Source organism: Flammeovirga sp. SubArs3 (genome assembly GCF_947387565.1).
Lineage (GTDB): Bacteria > Bacteroidota > Bacteroidia > Cytophagales > Flammeovirgaceae > Flammeovirga > Flammeovirga agarivorans.
In genome coordinates, this window is record NZ_CANDOA010000005.1 from 256,584 (window position 1) to 277,014 (window position 20,431).

Genomic DNA, 20,431 nt, shown 5'->3' on the forward strand with positions numbered 1-20,431 from the left:
ATAACAGATTAGAAATAAACAAATATGATCGGCATGGTGAAATGGCCAACTCGTTATTTTATTAAAAACAACAAGATTCACCAACTAAGATCGATGCATTTATTACACTAATCAAGATGAAATGAAATAGAATAGAATCGAGGGGTTCTTTTATAATGAGAACATTAATTTTTTAGTCCCTTTGATTAGAACGATTTTTATTAATTGAGATGTAACATGAAAGCTTACTTATCTAACTTATTCTCCTTCAGGTATATCATCTGGATGGCAATACTCTCAATACTTATTTTTTCTAATGATGCTACCGCTCAAGAAAGAATCATTGAAGGTAAAGTGTTAGGAGCAGAAGATAACCTTCCATTACCTGGAGTTAACATTTTAGTACAAGGAACAAAACAGGGAACAGTATCGGATTTTGACGGTAAATTCTCAATGTTAGTGACTAATGGGGATGTTTTAGTATTCTCTTTTATCGGAATGCAAACTAAAACATTCACTGTAAACTCAGAATCATCATTGACAATTACATTAGATAGTGATGTAGAATTACTAGATGAAGTAGTAAAAATTGGTTATGGTGAACAAAAGAAAAAAGAGATCTCTGGTGCTGTAGCACATGTAAAATCAGAATCTTTAGAAAATTTCGTTACCTCTGATATAGGAGATGCGTTGCAAGGTCAAGTTGCCGGTGTGAGTGTCACATCAGCATCAGGTTCACCAGGTGAAGCATCTGTTATTCAGATTAGAGGTGTCAGTACAGTGTCTAATGTAGAAGGGGCGAACCAGCCGTTATACGTTGTTGACGGAATTCCTCAAAATGAAGATCCCCGATTAGCACCTAACGAAATTGCATCTATTGATATCTTAAAGGATTTAGCATCTTGTGCGGTCTATGGTACAAGAGGTGCAAACGGTGTAATCTTAATTACAACGAAGACAGGTAACAAAGGAAAATTAAAAGTATCATTAGATGGTAATTATGGTGTTAGGAAGATAACATCAAATACGCCTGTGATGAACTCACAAGAACAAGCCTATTTTGATATCCTTGAGCAAAGAGCTTTAAATCCAGGTATTTCTGATGATGAAATCAATATGTTTATCCAAAGAAACAAAAACAACTTCTTGAATGATAACAACTTAGATGAGCTTGTTTTTGTGGATTATGCACCAACACAACAATATAACTTAAACTTAACAGGTGGTTCAAGTTCTGGTTTTACTTACAACCTTACAGGAGGGTACTACAACCAAGAAGGTAGTGTGATTAACTCTGGATTTGAAAGATTAAACTTTAGAGGTGGATCTAGCTTTAAATCGAAAAAATGGACGATTAACTCTTCTATTGCGATTTCAACAGAAGAAAGACAAAGACCTTCAGGAAACTTGTTAACACAAACAATTAGATATAAGCCGTATATGGCTCCTGTAGACCCAGATAAAGATGTTTATGCGGGTGCATCAGATCAGGAAGCTGTACAAGCTAACTTCCTTTACCAGTCGTTGTACTTCCAAGATTTTGAAGACAGAGACCGTTTCTCAGGAAATATCAGTATTCAATATGACTTTACAGATTGGTTGTCATTTACAACGAATGCTGGTGGTAACGTTATGAATAGATACCGTTCTCGTTTCAACCCTTATTTCAAGATTGTAAATGAGAATACAGGAAAAGAATTTTCTGACCCTAACAATTCGTACTACTCAGAACAAAACGAAAGAAGTTCGGCATTTAGCTGGGATGGTAGATTCTACTTCAAAAAGAAATGGGGAGAGCATAACTTCTCTGCATTATTAGGTGGATCATTAGAAGAGTACAACGGACAAGGACATACTGTATTGCGTAGAGGTATTGTTGATAACAATAAGCCAGGGTTTGGTTCTGCTACTTTAGAAACTTCAGTGATTCCAGGGTTTAACTATGTCTATAAGATCATTGGTACAATTGGTAGATTACAATACGATTACAAAGGTAAGTACTTGGTATCAGTAAGTGGTAACTACAATGGTAACTCGAAGTTCTCGGAAAATAATAAGTTCAAATTCTTCCCATCTGCATCTGTAGCATGGAACATCTCTGAAGAAGCTTTCTTTGAAGGAGCAAAAGAGACTATGAACATCTTCAAAATTAGAGCATCACATGGTAATGTAGGTGGTCAAAGCTTTAGACCATACTCAGATCTTCCTACAATTCGTAGAGGTTATGATTATGAGTTTAACGGTAAGGTGTACTCTGGTGCGGCGCAAGCAGCATTTGCAAACCCAGATGTACAATGGGAAACATCTATCCAAAATAACATTGGTGTAGATATGGCATTCTGGGGTAACCGTCTAACATTTAATGCAGATGTGTACCATACAACGAAACAGGATATGTTATTCCCAATTGAAGTGCCTTCATCAGCAGGTACAGCAACGGGTGGCAACAACGATAAGCTAGTAACATTGAATGTGGGTAACATGATCAACAAAGGTTATGAAATTGCCCTTGGTTACAAAGGTAGAGTGAAGAAACTGAGCTGGAATATTACAGGTACTTTCTCAAGTAACCAGAATGAGATTACAAATATGAACTCAGAAGATTTCGTTTACACTGCCGATCAAGGTTTGATCTGGGGAGCTGTAAACCAGTCTAGAGCTACAGTATTTGCGAAAGGTTATGAAGCAGGTGCATTTTTCTTATACAAAACAGAAGGTATTATCAATACTGAAGAAAAGTTAGCACAATACAACAAAGTAAATCCTTCAGCGAAAATGGGTGACTTAATGATCCAAGATACAAATGGTGATGGTCAAATTACAGAAGCTGATAAAATCTATGCAGGTAGTGGTCTTCCACAATATGAGACAGGTTTCATCTTAAACTTAAGATGGAAGAACTGGGATTTCATGATGAACTGGTATGCTGCTTTAGGTCATGAGATTATGAATGGTAGTAAGTTAATGGCTTACTCAGAGGGTAGACACCAAGATCAAATTCATACATGGTCTCCAGATAATCCATATTCAGAAATTCCTGCTTACCGAGGTGATTTGAAACAAGGTACTACAAACTTTAGAGGAGATACGGATCTTTGGTTAGAAGATGGTTCTTACTTAAGACTGAAAAACGTGACTTTAGGATATACTTTACCAAAGAGTGTATTGAAGAAGGCAAAAATCGATACTTTCAGAATTTATGTAAGAGCACAAAATCCATTAACCTTCACAAACTATACAGGTTATGATCCAGAAATTGGTGGTAATGGAGTTTCTTCAAGAGGTTTAGATAAAGGTAATTATCCAATTACAGCTTATTATTCAACAGGTTTCCGCATCAACTTCTAAACAACTAACGAATATGAATTTAGTATCAAAAAACATCTTTAGATGTATAATAATATTGGTTGGTATTTCTGCCCTAACATCTTGTACTAAAGATTATTTGACAGAAATCAACCCGAACGAAACAACGATTAAAGATTTCTACCAAAACTTAGATGATTCTGAAGCGGGGTTAACTGCTGTATATGCTTCGATGATGAATCACTACATGTGGAATTTTGGAGAAGAAGCTTGTCGTTCAGATTTAGGTTACCCTGGTATGGATAGACCCACTCCTACAAGTAGGTTGTTGGCTTACTATCAACATACATACACTGAAACAAGTGATGAAATCAATAAGAAGTGGGCGGCATTATACAATGGTATTTTTAAAGCCAACCAAGTGATCCATGGTTTACAATTTGAATCGATGGAAGAGTACAAAGAAGAAGAGCTTTGGGGTTTACAAATGGCTCAAGCTCGTTTCTTCAGAGGTTTATTCCACTTCTATGCACACCAAGCATTCAATAATGGTGAAGTAATTATTAGAGATTCTTGGGTAGATGCTAACAATATGTATAAAGCAGTTTCTCCAGCAGATTCAGTACTGAATTTTGTGAGAGAAGATTTAAGATATGCTTATGAACACCTTCCTGCCAACTACAATAACACAGCAATTACAGATGTAAGTGGTAGTGCGAGAGTGACGAAAGGATCTGCAGCGATGATTTTAGCAAATTCTTACCTTTTCGATTTTGTAGACGGAGCGAATTATGATTCAGCAGCTTACTATTATAATGATGTAATTTATAATTCAGAATATGGTTATGCTCTTGAAACGGATATGAGTAAAATTTTCACTACTGCAGGAGCTTTCAATTCTGAATCGATTCTAGAAATTGCATATTCTAATGATGTTCGTCCAGATTTAAATAACTGGGATGAGGTAAATGGTCAGAACAGATGGGCTGCGGTATTCTCACCTCAAAGTTATGGTGGTAACAGACAATCAATTCCTGTAGGTTGGGTGGCATATGCTTATAAAACAGAGCAGGTAGATCCATCAGATGCTAGAAATACAGTAGAAGTAGAAGGATCTTCATTTGCCAGAAATATTTCAATGAGAGCATCAGCTATGATGGCCTTGGCAGAAGATGATTTAACTCCTTATTACCAAATTGGTTCAGTATCTGAAGCGGACCCATTTAGAGCAGGTGGAGCAAGATCTCCAGAATTTGGCTACTACAAACAGTTCAGTAACTATGATATTTTAGACAGCGAAAGAAGTTTACCAATGGGTAACCAACGTTCTGCTAAAAATGTAGTAATCAATAGATTGTCTGAAGCTTATTTAAACCTTGCTGAGTGTAAAATTCAAATGGGACAACTGAACCAAGCAATCAATTTAATTAATGAAGTGAGATCTCGTTGGGGCTTAGTATTATTAGGTTCATCAACAGATGGAAGTAAAACTTTTGATGGGTTAACATACAATGCGACGAATTTAATGGATCACATTATGTATGTAGAAAAACCACTTGAGCTTTCTGTAGAAGGTCATCAGATCAGATGGATTGATTTGAGAAGATGGGGTATTATCAAAGAAAATTTCCAAAGAATTTCTAGCCAGAATTATTGGGTAGTTCACTTCAAAGATGCAAGAACTTATTCTCAGAAGACGCTTTGGAATTCTAGTATTATCCCTGGTGGAGATACGCATCCTACTCCGGAAAAGGAATTTACAGCTCGTCCAAACTACAAGATTGTAGATGGTGAGTCAGCCTTGATGAACTACATTCCATCATTGCATGATTTCTATCCGATACCAACTTCTGAGTTGTCGACGAATCCAGGTGTAAAAGGCTAAAACGAAGATAATCATGAAAAATACATATAAAATATTCTCATTAATTTTCTTGAGCATCTTGGGTTTTACCTCATGCCAGGAAAAAGACGAAATGCCTGATGAGGCTAAAGTAAGAGCGATCTCTTGGGCGATTAGTGAAGAACATAAAGATACATTAGAGATTTCCATTGATGATTATATCTCATTTATGGATGCATCTCAAGGAGTATTATTTCACGAATGGACAATTGAAGAATCATCAAATTATTTAACAGGTGATTTTAGTAAAACTGAATTGGATTTTACTCCATTTATTGATGAAAGTAAAGGATTGAAATCTGAAGATGCAACAGTGCATGTATTGTTCCCAGAAGCAGGTGTTCATAAAGTGAGATTATATAACACTTATGATAGACAAGTGACTCACAATGGTTTAGAAAGACAGTTAGAGGCTCAGCCTTTGGCTTCTCAACCGGGTATTTGGGTGATTGATACTACATTTAATATTGAAGTATACGATCATGTACAACCATCATTTTATGTCTTGAAAAACCATACAGATACCGTATTATTTGTATCAGCAGAAGACTTAATCGATGGTGCAGATGACTCAGAGTGGGCTACAGTTCCATTGATTGCAGGTGAAGATACACTTACATTTGTAGATACGACGACAGTAGGTAAACCAACAGATACAGAGTGGACATTAAGCTACTTAGATACGGTTAACAAAAGCAGAGTATTTGATATCATTCCGTTGAAAACAGGTCAAGGTAGAGCAGGCTCTTTGAAATCGATCAGACAAGGTGCTTCTCAAGCTTTATCTCAAACGGTACAGAAAATTATACCTTTAAAGTTAGACATTTCAGCACCAGTTTTAGTACCGCAATATGAAATCTATCATGGAGAAACTTTGGTGTTTGCTTTCAACGAGGGTGATGAAATTCCTGAAAATACAGATGAGTGGACTTCAGTAACTATCAAGTTAAATGAGACACTTACTTTTGTAGATAATACAGAAAAAGGTTTAGGAAATGGAAGAGTTTGGACGCTAAATAATGCGGATCAAGAAACTTATACTGATGAAACATCTTATGCTCAGTACCCAAATGTTTCTACACCTTTTGAGGCAGGAACTTTTAAAGTTACTCGTACAGGTGTAACAGGTATTCCAGATGCTGAGGAAGAAGTAAAGATCCCTGTAATGATTCAGGTCAACGAAGCTTTATTAAAAACTTCATCGCTAGTGCAAGATGCTGCGAAAGTAATTTCGTTTGAAACATCAACATCAGTAGCAAACATTGGAGCAGATGCAGCAAGTCACTTCACTGTACATATCACAAACCCTAATGGTTATGATGCTTCATCAACAATCTCTAATGTAGCGATTGATCCAAGCAACGATAGAATGATTCAGTTAACAGTAGGTGAGACCACTTACAATTCTGATGAAATTACAATTGCTTACTCAGGTAATGGAGGAATTACTTCTGCTACAGGTAATGTCTTGGAAGGTTTCGATGAAGAAAGTGTTGTGATTTATAATACGGCAACAAATGAGTTCGAAAACCCAGATATGATTAGTGTAGAATTGGGATTAACTAACCTTGGTAATGCACATGCTGAAGGTTGGTACCAAGATGGAGGTTCAGATACGGACAAGAAGAAATGGGCAAGAACTACAGACCTAGCATCAGACGGAGATGCAAGTATGTCATACGTAAGTGATGACCGTACATTGCAAGCGTCAACGTTATTCTCTATCCATAATATCCATGCGGGTAAAACATGGGACAATGGTATGAAGAATGCTCCAGGTGATTATATGTTAACTTTCGACATCTATATCCCAGAAGGTGTAGATTTTACAAGCGGTTTAATTACAGGTTTCCAAGATACTTCTCTACCTGATAATGATAAGAGTTCGTATACTCCAGATCTATCGTCAGTAGAAAAAGGTCAGTGGGTAACCATCAAACAAATTGTAAGCTTTGATCTACAGGCAAACCGTAGACAATTAGTATTACAAGTAATTAACCCGGTTCCTTCAACGGGAGCGTTAGAATTCTACTTAGATAACTTTAGTTGTGTAGCTATCGAAGCTAGACCATAGAAAACAAGAAGGGGGTATCTTCTGCCCCCTTTTGTTTCACTCAAAACTTAGAAAGATCATGAAAGTTTATAATAAATTAATTGCATTTTTTGCTGTTGCTGCATTTTGGGGTTGCCAGGATATTGAACCTGAAAAAGGTAGCGAAATTGCACCTACTGAAGTCATTCAAATAAGTAGTCAAACGGCTTTTTCACCAGCACTGCAAACAGAATATATTAATATTTATACGGAGAAATCATTCAAGATTCGTTATGTAAATATCACTTCACCAGTAAAACATGAATTCAATGAGTTTTCATATACTGTAGGAGGTGATGCAGTAGGTGACCAGTCAACAGTTTCATATTCAATTGCAGACTTTGAAGACCCTATCTATCAGGTTAATGAAGATATGGATAGTATTGTTATGCAGAATGTAGATTTAATGACTTACAACATTCAATTAGCAGTGACAGAAACGGAAGACGGAAATCAAAATTTAGGTACGATGGATGTAGTGGCCTCTGCAGACACAGTGATTGTATATCCATTTGAAAGGTACCTAGAAGATGCTGAAGGAAATATTGTTGGTATAGAATACGGCACTCCAGATACTGTAGCTAATGAAACTCCAGTTGAATTTACTTTCAATGAGAGTGTAGCAGGAACAGTTGAGGAAGTTCTGAACTAACATAAAAGACCATAATTATAATTAATTCTTTGAGGGATTCGGTATATTATATCGAATCCCTTTTTTGTATTGCAAATAAAATAGTATTGAAATGAAAAGGTTGTTAAAGAATGAATCCATAATTTGAATTTCATCCCTTAACAACCTTTTTAGTGAAATTAGACAATAGGTGACTAACTGATTACTGACTTTTCGTAAGCTCTAACTTCAAAGAGTTTGGCTATAGAACTACCATATGTTTCATTGATATTTACTCGGAGAGATGTAGTTTTAATTGTATCAAAATTAAACTTTATACGTCTTGTCTTATTGTCGGTAATAGTGCCTATAGTAACCCATTTACCGTTAATTCTTGCTTCAAGATTTAAGTCTTTAAGAAGTTCAGGTGGGACAGTATCTGTAAAGATCTTTCTGTTATTGTAATTATTCCTCATCATAATATTCATCTGTACATTAGTGTCACACTTTAGAACAATAGAAGATAATGCCACAGGCTTTTCCCATTCCATTTGTACAGAAGCAGGAAGCTGATCAGTAGACCAATGATGTAGAACTCCTTTAAAATCTCTTGACCATCCATCATTTAATAGATTAACGTCGCCGGATTGTGTTGAGGAAGCCGACCATTGTATTACTTCTTTGGCCAAATCATCTTTATCCATAGCAGGATGATCTGGAATAAAGGCATCATTCAACATTAGCTTTTCCTGAAGCTCAACCATATGTTTCTGATAAATACCTCTAGGGTTTTTCTTATGCTGAACACACATGGCAGCGGCTGTTCCCGTAGCTTGTCCCATTAAAGCACAAGTTGCCATTACTCTAGTCGAAGACAATGCAATATGAGTCTGACTAATATTACGTCCACTAAATAGAAGATTATCAATATTTCTTGAATATAAACTTCTAAAAGGGATCTGGTAAACCTTCTTAAAATGATAATGGAAATAGCTAGGAGGCTCATCCAAGTTTTCAATACCACCTGGGTTGTGCTCGTCCAGCGACCATCCTCCATAGGCTACAGCATCATCAAAATGTTGATGATCAACAAGGTCTCTTTCAGATAAAATATGATCTCCCATAAATCTTCGGGATTCTCTTCTTCCTGGAACAGAGCCGATCCATTCTAAAGCATAATTTTCAGTTCCTTCAAAATCCCCTGAGTTTTTTATATAGTCCCAAACACCATGTACATACCCCATCAGTTTGTGATGTATTTCATCTTGTTCGGCGATAATATCATGCTTAGATCCTACTTCTACCCACCAATAGCCCTCATTAAAAGAACGTACTTTTCTGCGAGGGTTAGATTTTTTCAGGTCAAATGGGATGGCGAAAGAAGGAGGAGTATAGGCTGTTGGTTTTCCCATGTCTTTCCCTGCTATCAATAAACTTGCACCCATTTGCCACCCATCAGCTTCTTCTGGAGCATACTTCTCATTGAACTCACTTCCAGCTTCTCGTCCTGTTCTATATTCTGCACCAGCACTTGCTGCTAGTAACCCATCTCCTGAACAATCGATAAACTGTTGAGCAGAAATATGATATTCTGTTTCTGTACTATTTTGCCAACAAATGGCTTTTTTGATACTACTACCCGTCATTTCAACATTGACTGCTTGGGTATTAAGTAATAGTTCGAGGTGGGGTTCTCTGACCACAAAATCATACAATACATGATCCCATACAGAAAAAGATTCTTGAGGATTATTAAATCTATTATGAAGTAAAATTTCTTCAATAATTCCTGTTTCTCTTTCTGGTATCCAATCTGGTTTTAAGTGATTCACACCATTGACCAAGACTCGAATTTCACTAGAGGCATTACCTCCTAATACAGATCGATCTTGAACAAGTAAGGTTTCAACGCCTTCTCTAGCAGAAGCGACTGCAGCACATATTCCTGCGAGTCCTCCTCCCACAACGACTACACTGTAGTTAACTTCTTTAAAACGTTCAGGCTTGCCTTGCTTACCATCGCTAAGTTGTTTCCAATTGTCTCTGGAACCATCATTAATAATATTATCCTTTGATTTTTTATCCTTGGCACTGATAGAATTTGAGGATAATAATAATCCAGAGGCGATAGATCCCTTCACCCCAGATTTTAAGAAATTTCTTCTTTTCATTTCAGTTACTTAATTAGAGTTTAAGATTAGTTGATGGAAAAAATCACAGATGAAGAACACCTGTGATTTCGAAAAAAAATTATTACTACTTGGAATATTTTATTGTTAGTTATTGTGTTAAAACAGCTTGATTTCCTTTCCAACCCAATTCCATTTGTGCCATGAGTTTGGCCACTAATTCTGGAGATGTTGAAGCAATATTTTTAGTTTCATGAGGATCATTTTTATGATCATATAATTCGATAAACAACGGATCTTCATTAGGTGCTTTTCTATTTTTCCATACCACCAATCTAAAGTCCTTGTTTCTCATTGCATATCCCATGATGTCATTTTCGAATAATTCTCGATCCCATTTCTCCTTCATTTGTTCTCTGATATTGTCTTCTACTTCTTCAATCAGAGGACCGAAATATGTTTCTCTCATACCTTTTGATAACGGGTTTGCAGCCCATTCTCTTAATGCCGGAGTAGGGTACTGGCTAAATACTGCAGATTTCCATGTTTGATTAGGCGCTTCTAACAGAGGAGCAAAAGATTGTCCTTCAAGATGCGAAGGTTTCTCAATACCTGCTAAATCACAAAGAGTAGGGAACATATCAACCAATTCTACTAAAGCATTAGATTGTACACCTCTGCTTTGTTTGGCCTGATCAGGTGTCCATACGATCAAAGGAACTCTAGTCGCAATTTCATAGTTCGTTGCCTTACCCCAGATACCCATCTCACCTAAATGATATCCATGGTCAGACCATACCATAATGATCGTGTTTTCCAGAAGTCCTTCTTTCTTCAAAGCATGAATTACTTTTCCGATTTGGGCATCAACATAACTAGAAGTTGCTAAATACGAATGGATAAGATCAGTAGCCAAGCGACCATCAATTTTTCCTTTGTTTGGAATATTTGCTCTAGTTCTTAATTCAAAAGAAGCATGTAACCCCATTGCTGCTCCGTTTTCAGGAGCTGAACTTTGAGTACTTAATTGTATCTCTTCTCTGTCATATAGATCCCAGTATTTTTTTGGTGCAATAAAGTTTAAGTGAGGGGATATAAACCCTAAACCCATGAAGAACGGTTTATCTGGGTTTTCAGTAACCATTGCTTTAATATTTGCAATAGCTAGGTCTGCGTTCATCCCATCGATATATGTATTATCCGGTACATCTGCACATTCAAAAGCAGGTCCCATACCCAAACCATATTTTGCTTCTTTACCATATTTTTCGATCATGGCAGCTTTATTCTTCTTAAAAGTTTCTTGATTTTCTTTTAAGACATATCCACCTATCAAGTTTTTACCAAACTTGTAACCTAACAGTTTCTTATTTGGTTGTTTTGACCAAGACTTCTCTTGATCCTTGTACTTACCATGATATACCTTACCACAGTTCATGGTTTCATAACCATTGGCTCTAAAGTGTTGAGGTAAAGTGATAATATCAGGATTTTCATCTCTAAAGTAAGTGTAGTTTTCAATCACATTAATTGTTTCAGGTCTTGCGCCTGTCATTAAACTTGCTCTTGAAGGACTACAAATAGCTTGTTGACAATAAGCATTATTAAACTGTAAACCCTGACTCGATAGTTCGTCTAAGTGAGGGGTAATAGCTATAGAAGAATCATAACAGCCAAGTTCTGGTCTTAGATCATCTATAGAGATAAACAACACATTTGGTTTTCTTTCTACTTCATTTTTCTTACTGATGGAAGAGCATGCCGAAAAAATGATAAGTAATAGTAAAAATTGGAAACTTTTTCTCATGTTATACTAGTAATAAAATTTTCATTTCATTTAGAAGTGCTATTGACGTACTCTTATTTTAAGAGATTAGCCCATAGCGTTGTGTTGTTGAATAAGCGAACATTACAAAAGTTTATTTGTGCTATAAAGATAATGAGATGTGTTGGTCTATGTTTTTTTGTCTATCAATGAGATGTTGTTTTACGTTAATACCTCAATTTTCTAATCAAAATAAGACATTTTAATTAAAAATGAGCCCTAACATTTTGCACTAAAATTTATCTTATTTCAAATGGAATTAGACTGAAATCATGTTGTTATAAGTATTTACGGAAAACAACATAGCTATCTCGGTAAATCTATTCTCCTTGTAATAGTTCCATTCCTATGTATTAAAGGCAGTTTTTTACGTCTTCGCTATGTTGCTATAGATACCGATTTTTTGAAAATGTTGCTTTGTGTACAAATTGAAACATTTAATTAATTCAAAACAACTCACTCTGTTTAAAGACCTAATAGATTTGTAACTGTTGATAGCGAACAAAGATTAATTCCATTTACTCGATGTCTTGATTATGCTTCATAAGAAATATTCAACGACAGATTATTTTTTACATGACTACATCGGTATTTCAAGAAGTAAAGCGAATTCTAGGCATCATTTAAAAGTATAATTGAAATGAAGAAATTATTAGCAGTGGCATGTGCAGCAGTGATGTCACATTGGGCAGTAGCTCAAGAGAAAGGTATATTAGGACAGGAGGATTCTCCAAATGTTGCTTTAAAGAGTATTAATATTGGAGACTGTAAATGGACAGAAGGTTTCTGGGCAGATAAGTTTGATGTGGCAGAACACTCTATGGTTCCATATATGGGAGAGGTATTAACAGGTGATGTTGGACATGCTTTAAATAACTTCAAGATTGCTGCAGGCATGAAAGAAGGAGAGCATAAAGGAATGCGCTGGCATGATGGTGATTTCTATAAATGGATGGAAGCAGCCATGTATGTATATGCTCAAAATGGAGATGAAAAAATCAAAGAAGAGATTGACGGGTATATTGATATCATCAGTAAGGCTCAAGAGGAAGATGGGTATCTACAGACTTTTATTCAGTTAACAGATAATGTTGATCGATATGAAAACCGTAAGTACCATGAGATGTATAACTCAGGTCACTTATTAACATCTGCATGTATTCATTACAGAATTACTGGTGAAAGAAAGTTCTTAGATATTGCGATTAAACATGCTGATCTGCTTTATACTATTTTTAGTCCAAGTACAAAACAGTATGGCCGCTTTGGTTTTAACCAAACTCAAATCATGGGATTGGTTGAGCTTTACAGAACAACGAAGGATAAACGTTATTTAGATTTAGCTGAAATCTTTATCAACAATAGAGGGAAATACAAAGTAGAAGATCATCCAACTACAGTAGGTTATCCTATTGGTGATATGGTACAGGAGAGAACTCCTTTAAGAGAATCTTCAGAAGCAGTAGGACATGCTGTATTAGCTTTATACTATTATGCAGGTGCAGCAGATGTTGCAGCAGAAACAGGAGAACAAGCGTTAGTAGATGCTTTGGATCGTCTTTGGGAGAATGTTACAGAACAAAAAATGTATGTAACAGGAGCTGTTGGGCAGGCACACTACGGAGCTTCATCACATAGAGATAAAATTGAGGAAGGGTTTATCGGTGAGTACATGATGCCCAACATGACGGCCTACAATGAAACTTGTGCGAACGTTTGTAATTCCATGTTCTCTTATAGAATGTTAGGCTTACATGGAGAATCAAAATACGCTGATGTAATGGAATTAGTGTTATATAATTCGGCCCTATCAGGTATTTCTATTGAAGGGAAAAATTACTTCTACTCGAATCCATTAAGAATGGTCAACGGTTCAAGAGATTATAAACTTCATAATACAGAAACTCCACATAGATTACCATATTTAGAGTGTTTCTGTTGTCCTCCAAACTTAGTGAGAACGATTGCTAAATCTTCTGCTTGGGCATATAGCTTATCAAAAAATGGTATTGCAGTAAACCTTTACGGAGGAAACCGTTTAGATACAAAATTAGAAGATGGGTCTACACTAATCCTGAATCAAGTAACAAATTACCCTTGGGAAGGCTCTGTAAATATTACAGTTGAAAAATGTAAGAAAGATGCTTTTGATATGATGTTACGTATTCCTGAATGGGCAGTAGGTACAACAGTTAAAGTGAACGGAGAAGCTGTGAAAACTAAGGTGGAGAATGGTAAGTTTACGACGATCAATAGAAAATGGAGAAAAGGTGATATCATCTGTATTGATATGCCAATGGAGACGAAATTGGTAGAAGGTCACCCTAGAATTGAAGAAGCAAGAAACCAAGTAGCAGTGAAGAGAGGTCCAGTAGTGTATTGTATGGAAACACCTGACCTTCCTGAAGATGCTCAAATATTAGATGTATATATCCAAGGAAATGCACCATTGGTAGCATCTTATAATAAAGATTTATTAGGAGGCATTACTACTGTAGAAACAACATTATTGATTAGAACAAATCAATCAGAAAGTAAGATGTATAATACTGTAGACAAGCCAGAATTTAAACAGTATAAAACGAAATTAGTCCCTTACTATTCATGGAGTAATAGAGGTGACGCTGAAATGACGGTATTTATGCCGGTTGTGTGGAGCGACTTATAGAAGTGGACATCTAAAAAGCTGTCACTGGTTTCAATGTAATTTTATATTGATCATTTAGTGACAGTTTTTTTATACCCTTTGGCTTCACAATGACAATTATTTTTTGATTGAAATGAGTAATGAACAATGAAAAAACTTCACTATTTTCCAATAAGTTTTCTTCTTCTGTTATCACAGTTGGTATGGGCTCAGACCAATGACTGGGAAAACGAAATGATGTTTGAAGAAAACAAACTATCCTCTAGAGTACCTACTTATTCTTATGCATCAACATCGTTGGCATTGGAAGATGATCGATCAAAAAGTAGAGTGCTATTTTTAAATGGACAATGGAAATTTAACTTTGTCGAAAAAGAAGAAGATAGACCCTTAGACTTTTTTAAAACTAACTATAAAGCTAAAGACTGGGCAGACATTAAAGTGCCATCTAATTGGGAATTAGAAGGGTATGGTCAGCCTATTTATACCAATATCGTCTATCCTTTTACACCTAATATTGTTGAATTGGCGAAAAAATCGATCAAGCAATCAACATATTTGGGACCACAGCCACCAAAGCCTCCTTACATTTATAGAGACAATCCGGTAGGTAGTTATATTAAAGAGTTTACGGTTCCAGAAGATTGGAAAGAGCAGTCTGTAGTACTTCATTTTGGAGGGGTATCTTCAGCTTTTTATGTATGGGTAAACGGTAAAAAAGTAGGATATAGTCAGGGTAGCCGTTTGGCTGCAGAGTTTGATATTACAGAGTACTTACAATCAGGAAAAAATAAGCTTGCTGTACAAGTATTTAGATGGTCAGACGGTAGTTATTTGGAAGATCAAGATATGTGGCGTTTGTCAGGTATTCATAGAGAAGTGATGTTATTGGCACAACCTAAGGTTTCACTTAATGACTTTCATGTACGAACAAAGTTTGATGCTCAATTGCAAGATGCAACTCTTTCTATCCGCCCAAGAGTTTGGGTGAAATCTACAGATACAGAGTTAAAAAAATGGACGATTTCTGCACAGCTATATGATGAAAATAAAAATCCAGTATTAGAAGATGAGTTATCGTTATCTGTCGATGAAATTTATAATGAAAGATGGCCACAAAGGGACGTCAATAAGTTTGGGATGATGGAAACAAAGATCCGTTTACCCAAAAAATGGTCGGCTGAGCACCCCAATCTTTACCAATTGGTCTTTGAAGTAACCAACCCAAATGGTGAGATAGTAGAGGCTAGAACACAAAAGATAGGGTTTAGACAGATCGAATTCGGGAAAAACAATGAGTTGTTGATTAACGGTGAGGAAGTAAAAATTATGGGTGTAAACCGTCATGATCATCACCCCACTAGAGGCAAGGCATTAACAAGAGAAGATATCAAGAAAGATGTAGAGCTGGTGAAACAGTTCAATTTTAATGCGATAAGAACATCACACTATCCTAACGATCCGTATTTCTATCAGCTTTGTAATGAGTATGGAATTTATGTAATGGATGAAGCCAATGTAGAAGCACATGCACTAGGTTCATATATTCCTCAAAACCCACGTTGGCCTGCAGCAATTATAAGTAGAGTGATTCGTATGGTGGAGAGAGATAAAAATCATCCTTGCGTAATCTCTTGGTCATTGGGTAATGAAGCAGGAACAGGTCCAGCGTTTGCAGCTGCCTCAGCATGGGTGAAAGACTATGATCCTACAAGGTTTATACATTATGAAGGCGCCCAAGGAGATCCAACGCATCCAAATTACCAAGAAGATAAAAAGGCTATCAAAGCGATTAATAGAGCTCCATTTATGGCAAATCCAAGGGACCCATCATATGTGGATGTGATCAGTAGAATGTATGCGAGAATAGATCAAATTGAAAATTTAGCGACTTCTCCTTATATCAATAGACCGATGATTTTATGTGAATATGTACATGGAATGGGTAATTCGTTAGGTACAATTGGAGACTATTGGGATGCGATCAGATCTCATAAAAACCTTATAGGTGGTTTTATCTGGGATATGGTGGATCAAGGCTTAGTAAAAACAAATGAGAAGGGAGAGCAATTTTATGCTTACGGTGGTGACTTTGGTGATTTGCCAAATGATACTAATTTCTGTATCAATGGTGTTTTCTCTCCAGATAAAAAGCCTAATCCACATGCATGGGAGGTGAAATATGTATTCCAGCCGGTAGTTTTTGAAAAGGTAAAAGGGAAAGAAACTGCTGTTCATATTATCAACCGTTTCGACTTTACTAACTTAAATCAGTACAATTTAAATTGGGAATTACAGGAAGAAGGAATAACGGTTAAATCAGGAACATTTGGGAATATTGATTTGGCTCCCAAACAATCACTTCAGCTAGAGGTGCCCGTTAGGGAAAATCAATTAAAACCCAATAAAGAATATTGGTTGAGATTAACATTGAACGAAAAACAAGATCGTTTGTGGTGTAAGAAAGGATATGAAGTAGCCTATGAACATCTACAAATTCAATCAGTAAATAAAAAAGAATACGTTTCTTCTTCTAAGTCATCGATTCAACTAGATAAAAGTTCGGAGCAATTCCTTTTTGAAGGTAAAGGTTTTGCCATTCGATTTGATAAAACAACGGGTGCTTTGGTTTCTTATGTAAAAGATGGAGAGGAGCTAATGGCTTCACCCATGAAGCCAAACTTCTGGAGGCCACTTACAGATAATGATAGAAGATTCAGAAAATTCCAATATAAAATGAAAGTTTGGAAGGAAGCTTCTGAAAAACTTATTACTGATAAAGTGGAGGTAACGAAAACATCTGAAGAACAGTATAAGTTGAAGGTCGCTCAACATTATGGAGATAAAATTAATGTAACAACACTATATACAATTTACAGTGATGGAACAGTGGGCGTAGCATTGAACTTAGATGCTGATAAGTCACTGCCTGAATTACCAAAATTTGGAATGACGATGGCGGTTTCTGAAAAATTAACTCAATCTAGCTATTATGGAAATGGTCCTTGGGAAAGTTATGCAGATAGAAAAAGAGCAGTAAAAGTAGGCCGCTATGAACAACCTACAGACAGCCTTTTTTACAACTATGTAATGCCTCAAGAAAATGGTAACCATACCGATGTGAGATGGGTGAAATTAACTTCCAAAAATTCGAAGAAAGGCCTAGAATTTACAGGAGACTTTAATTTTTCAATATGGCCTTATACCACTGAAAATATTGACAATGCAAAACATCCTTTTGACCTAAAGAAACAAAACTTTTACACTTTGAACATAGATTTGTTTCAGGCCGGTGTAGGTGGAATGCAAGCGAAACCCCTTCCATATCAGCAACATCCGTCAGGTAAATATACTTTAGAGTTTATGTTTGGAGGTGTAAGTAAACACCATAGAATTAGCCAATAGTTTTTTCAACTGAAGTAAATAGAGATGAAAATTAAATTATCTATAGCGTTTATTTTAACTAGTTTTTTCTGTTTTGCTCAGCAAAAACAACCGAACATAGTGCTCTTGTTTGCAGACGATGCGGGCTATTCTGATTTTGGGTTTCAAGGTAGTGAGAGCTACCAAACTCCAAACCTGGATAAGCTGGCTAAGAAGGGAATGATCTTCGACCAGATGTATGTCACTGCTTCTGTCTGTGGCCCATCAAGAGCGGGTTTACTTACCGGTAGGTACCAACAGAGATTTGGATTTATCGAGAACAATGTTCCCGGGATTATGGACGATAATAGTAAGTTTCTCGGTGATGAAATGGGAGTGCCTACAGAAGAAAAAATGATTGGGGAATACCTACAGGAAAAAGGTTATACTACAGCAATTTTTGGTAAATGGCATTTAGGTGAAGCAGATAAATTTCATCCTACAAAAAATGGATTTGATGAGTTTGTAGGCTTCAGAGGAGGAGCAAGAAGCTTTTTTCCATATTCAGATAAACAAAAAGAAAACCCACATGCAAAAGGTGTTGGGAAAGGTAGATGGTTGGAAAGAGGTTTTGAAAATTTCCAAGAGCATAAAGGCTATTTAACCAACGTTCTCGCAGATGAAACTTGCAACTTCATAGAACGCCACAAGTCTCAACCATTTTTCGCAATGGTATCTTTCAACGCGGTTCACCTTCCCTTACAAATTGATCCACAGGACAAAGATGCATTTCCAGAATTAGAAGGAGTTAGAAGAAAGAATGCTCAAATGACATTGTCTTTGGATAGAGCTTGTGGTCAGATCTACGACAAGCTGGTCGAGTTAGGTTTAGAAGAGAATACAATTATTGTCTTTGCCAATGATAACGGTGGACCATCTGATAAGAATATGTCTTGTAACTATCCTTTCGCAGGAGTAAAAGGTACGCAGTTAGAAGGCGGAATTCGAGTGCCTGGCTTTATTGTTTGGCCAAATCATATCAAAGAAAAATCACGATACGACCAACCAGTAATGACTTTTGATCTGATGCCTACATTCTATGTAGCAGCAGGTGGAGATGTCTCTGATATCGAAAAAACAGACGGAGTGGATTTAATTCCTTTCCTAAAGAATCAAAACAAAAACAATCCCCATGAAAACCTTTTCTGGAAATGGGAAACAAGAGGTGTGGTTAGAAATGGTGATTGGAAATTAATGCGTTTTCCTGATCGCCCTGCCATGTTGTTTAATCTCAAAAAAGATCCGGGGGAACAAAATGATTTAGCAGCAAAGCATCCCGAAAAAGTACAAAAAATGTTCAAAGAGCTTTTTGCATGGGAAATGGAATTGAGAAGACCCATGTTTATGCTTAGAACAGCAGAAGAACAATGGTCTGCCAATCGTTTCGATCAGTTTAGAAAGCCTCCAACAAAGGATTATTTAAAATAGAAAACAAACGTTCTCAAAATTATAGATGAAATGGATATACTAGCAATATTATTGATTTTATGTGCCAGCTTTTTTCAAGGCACTTTTGGATTAGGAATGAAACATATCGCCCCATTAAAATGGGAAAATTGGTGGATAGTTCATGCAACGATTGCAATGGTTCTATTCCCTGTGATATGGTCTATTATAGCTGTACCAGATACATTTGGAATTATCATGGAAGCGGATTCTTCTGTGATTTTTATGGCTATGCTCTTTGGTTTCCTTTGGGGTATTGGAGGTATTTTATTTGGTGTGAGTGTTGAATACACAGGCGTCAGTATTACCTATGGTATTGTAATGGGATTGGCAGCATCTGTGGGTTCGTTAATCCCTTTAGCTCAGATGGAAACATTGCCTGAAAATGCCAATATAGTATTAGGTGGTGTAGGTTTATTGTTAATTGGAGTAGCAATTACTGCTGTAGCAGGTGTGAAAAGAGATCAAGATACTTCAACAGACATCGAGGAAGAATTTGAGGAAGATGGAGACGTACTGGTTGCACCATCAAAAACAGAGGCGACAGCTAAGAAGTCGATCAAGACAGGAGTAGCTATTGCTGTAGCATGTGGTGTACTGTCAGCTTTATTAAATGTTGGTTTTTCTAATGCTTCACCTATTGTTGATTTAGCAGTAATAAAATACAATACCAATCCAACAGATGCAAGTTTAGTAGCATGGGTGGTAGTTCTTTTTGGTGCATACATTATGAATGCAGGCTATGCTTTATTCAAAATGGCACAAAACAATTCATGGACTGATTTCAAGGTAGAAGGAAGTAATAAAGCTTATTTATGGTCTGCTTTAGCAGGTATTTTCTGGTTTGCAGCATTAGGGGTATACGGACAAGGTGCTGCTCTTATGGGAGAACTTGGTGCAGTTGTCGGTTGGCCAATGATGTTAGGTATATCACTGATTGTAAGTAACGTTTGGGGATACCGTTCAGGAGAGTGGAAAGGTGCTTCTGGACCTTTCAAAATATTGTTAGGTGGCTTGGTAGTCTTGATTGCTGCTACTTGTTTATTAGGGTACTCAAACATATAAAAACGA

10 protein-coding genes are annotated in these 20,431 nt (G+C 36.5%); 8 read left to right on the forward strand and 2 right to left on the reverse strand.

Annotation, left to right across the window (positions count from 1 at the left end; all coding sequences use genetic code 11):
• Positions 1 to 216: 216 nt before the first annotated feature.
• Genes QL232_RS15975 through QL232_RS15990 form a run of 4 tightly spaced genes read left to right on the forward strand, consistent with a single transcriptional unit; the run spans position 217 to position 7,932 of the window.
• Positions 217 to 3,327: a TonB-dependent receptor gene (locus QL232_RS15975; protein ID WP_281614857.1), complete on the forward strand. Its 3,111-nt coding sequence runs from the start codon at positions 217 to 219 to the stop codon at positions 3,325 to 3,327.
• Positions 3,328 to 3,340: 13 nt separating this feature from the next.
• Positions 3,341 to 5,170, forward strand: a complete 1,830-nt coding sequence (locus QL232_RS15980; protein WP_281614858.1) for a RagB/SusD family nutrient uptake outer membrane protein — start codon at positions 3,341 to 3,343, stop codon at positions 5,168 to 5,170.
• A gap of 13 nt (positions 5,171 to 5,183) precedes the next feature.
• The gene (locus tag QL232_RS15985) at positions 5,184 to 7,262 is read left to right on the forward strand and encodes a hypothetical protein (protein ID WP_281614859.1); all 2,079 of its coding nucleotides are present in this window, start codon (positions 5,184 to 5,186) and stop codon (positions 7,260 to 7,262) included.
• Between the two features lie 58 nt (positions 7,263 to 7,320).
• Positions 7,321 to 7,932 (forward strand): hypothetical protein, encoded by a 612-nt coding sequence (locus QL232_RS15990; protein WP_281614860.1) that lies wholly within the window; start codon positions 7,321 to 7,323, stop codon positions 7,930 to 7,932.
• A 173-nt stretch (positions 7,933 to 8,105) separates the two neighbouring features.
• Here the strand turns inward: QL232_RS15990 and QL232_RS15995 are convergent, their stop codons facing one another.
• On the reverse strand, positions 8,106 to 10,061 hold the full coding sequence (locus QL232_RS15995; RefSeq protein ID WP_281614861.1) for an FAD-dependent oxidoreductase: 1,956 nt from the start codon (positions 10,059 to 10,061) through the stop codon (positions 8,106 to 8,108).
• Positions 10,062 to 10,170: 109 nt separating this feature from the next.
• A complete protein-coding gene (locus QL232_RS16000) occupies positions 10,171 to 11,826 on the reverse strand; it encodes a sulfatase (RefSeq protein WP_281614862.1) in 1,656 nt (551 codons plus the stop codon).
• 658 nt (positions 11,827 to 12,484) lie between these two features.
• Between QL232_RS16000 and QL232_RS16005 the strand changes: the two genes are divergently transcribed.
• From QL232_RS16005 to QL232_RS16020, 4 genes are all read left to right on the forward strand, one after another.
• Positions 12,485 to 14,512, forward strand: a complete 2,028-nt coding sequence (locus QL232_RS16005; RefSeq protein WP_281614863.1) for a beta-L-arabinofuranosidase domain-containing protein — start codon at positions 12,485 to 12,487, stop codon at positions 14,510 to 14,512.
• A 126-nt stretch (positions 14,513 to 14,638) separates the two neighbouring features.
• Positions 14,639 to 17,896, forward strand: coding sequence for a glycoside hydrolase family 2 TIM barrel-domain containing protein (locus QL232_RS16010; protein WP_281614864.1), 3,258 nt, complete (start codon positions 14,639 to 14,641; stop codon positions 17,894 to 17,896).
• A gap of 24 nt (positions 17,897 to 17,920) precedes the next feature.
• Positions 17,921 to 19,342 carry a sulfatase gene (locus tag QL232_RS16015; RefSeq protein WP_281614865.1) on the forward strand — a complete coding sequence of 474 codons (1,422 nt, stop codon included), beginning with the start codon at positions 17,921 to 17,923 and terminating at the stop codon, positions 19,340 to 19,342.
• A gap of 30 nt (positions 19,343 to 19,372) precedes the next feature.
• Positions 19,373 to 20,425, forward strand: coding sequence for an L-rhamnose/proton symporter RhaT (locus QL232_RS16020; RefSeq protein WP_281614866.1), 1,053 nt, complete (start codon positions 19,373 to 19,375; stop codon positions 20,423 to 20,425).
• Positions 20,426 to 20,431 lie beyond the last annotated feature (6 nt).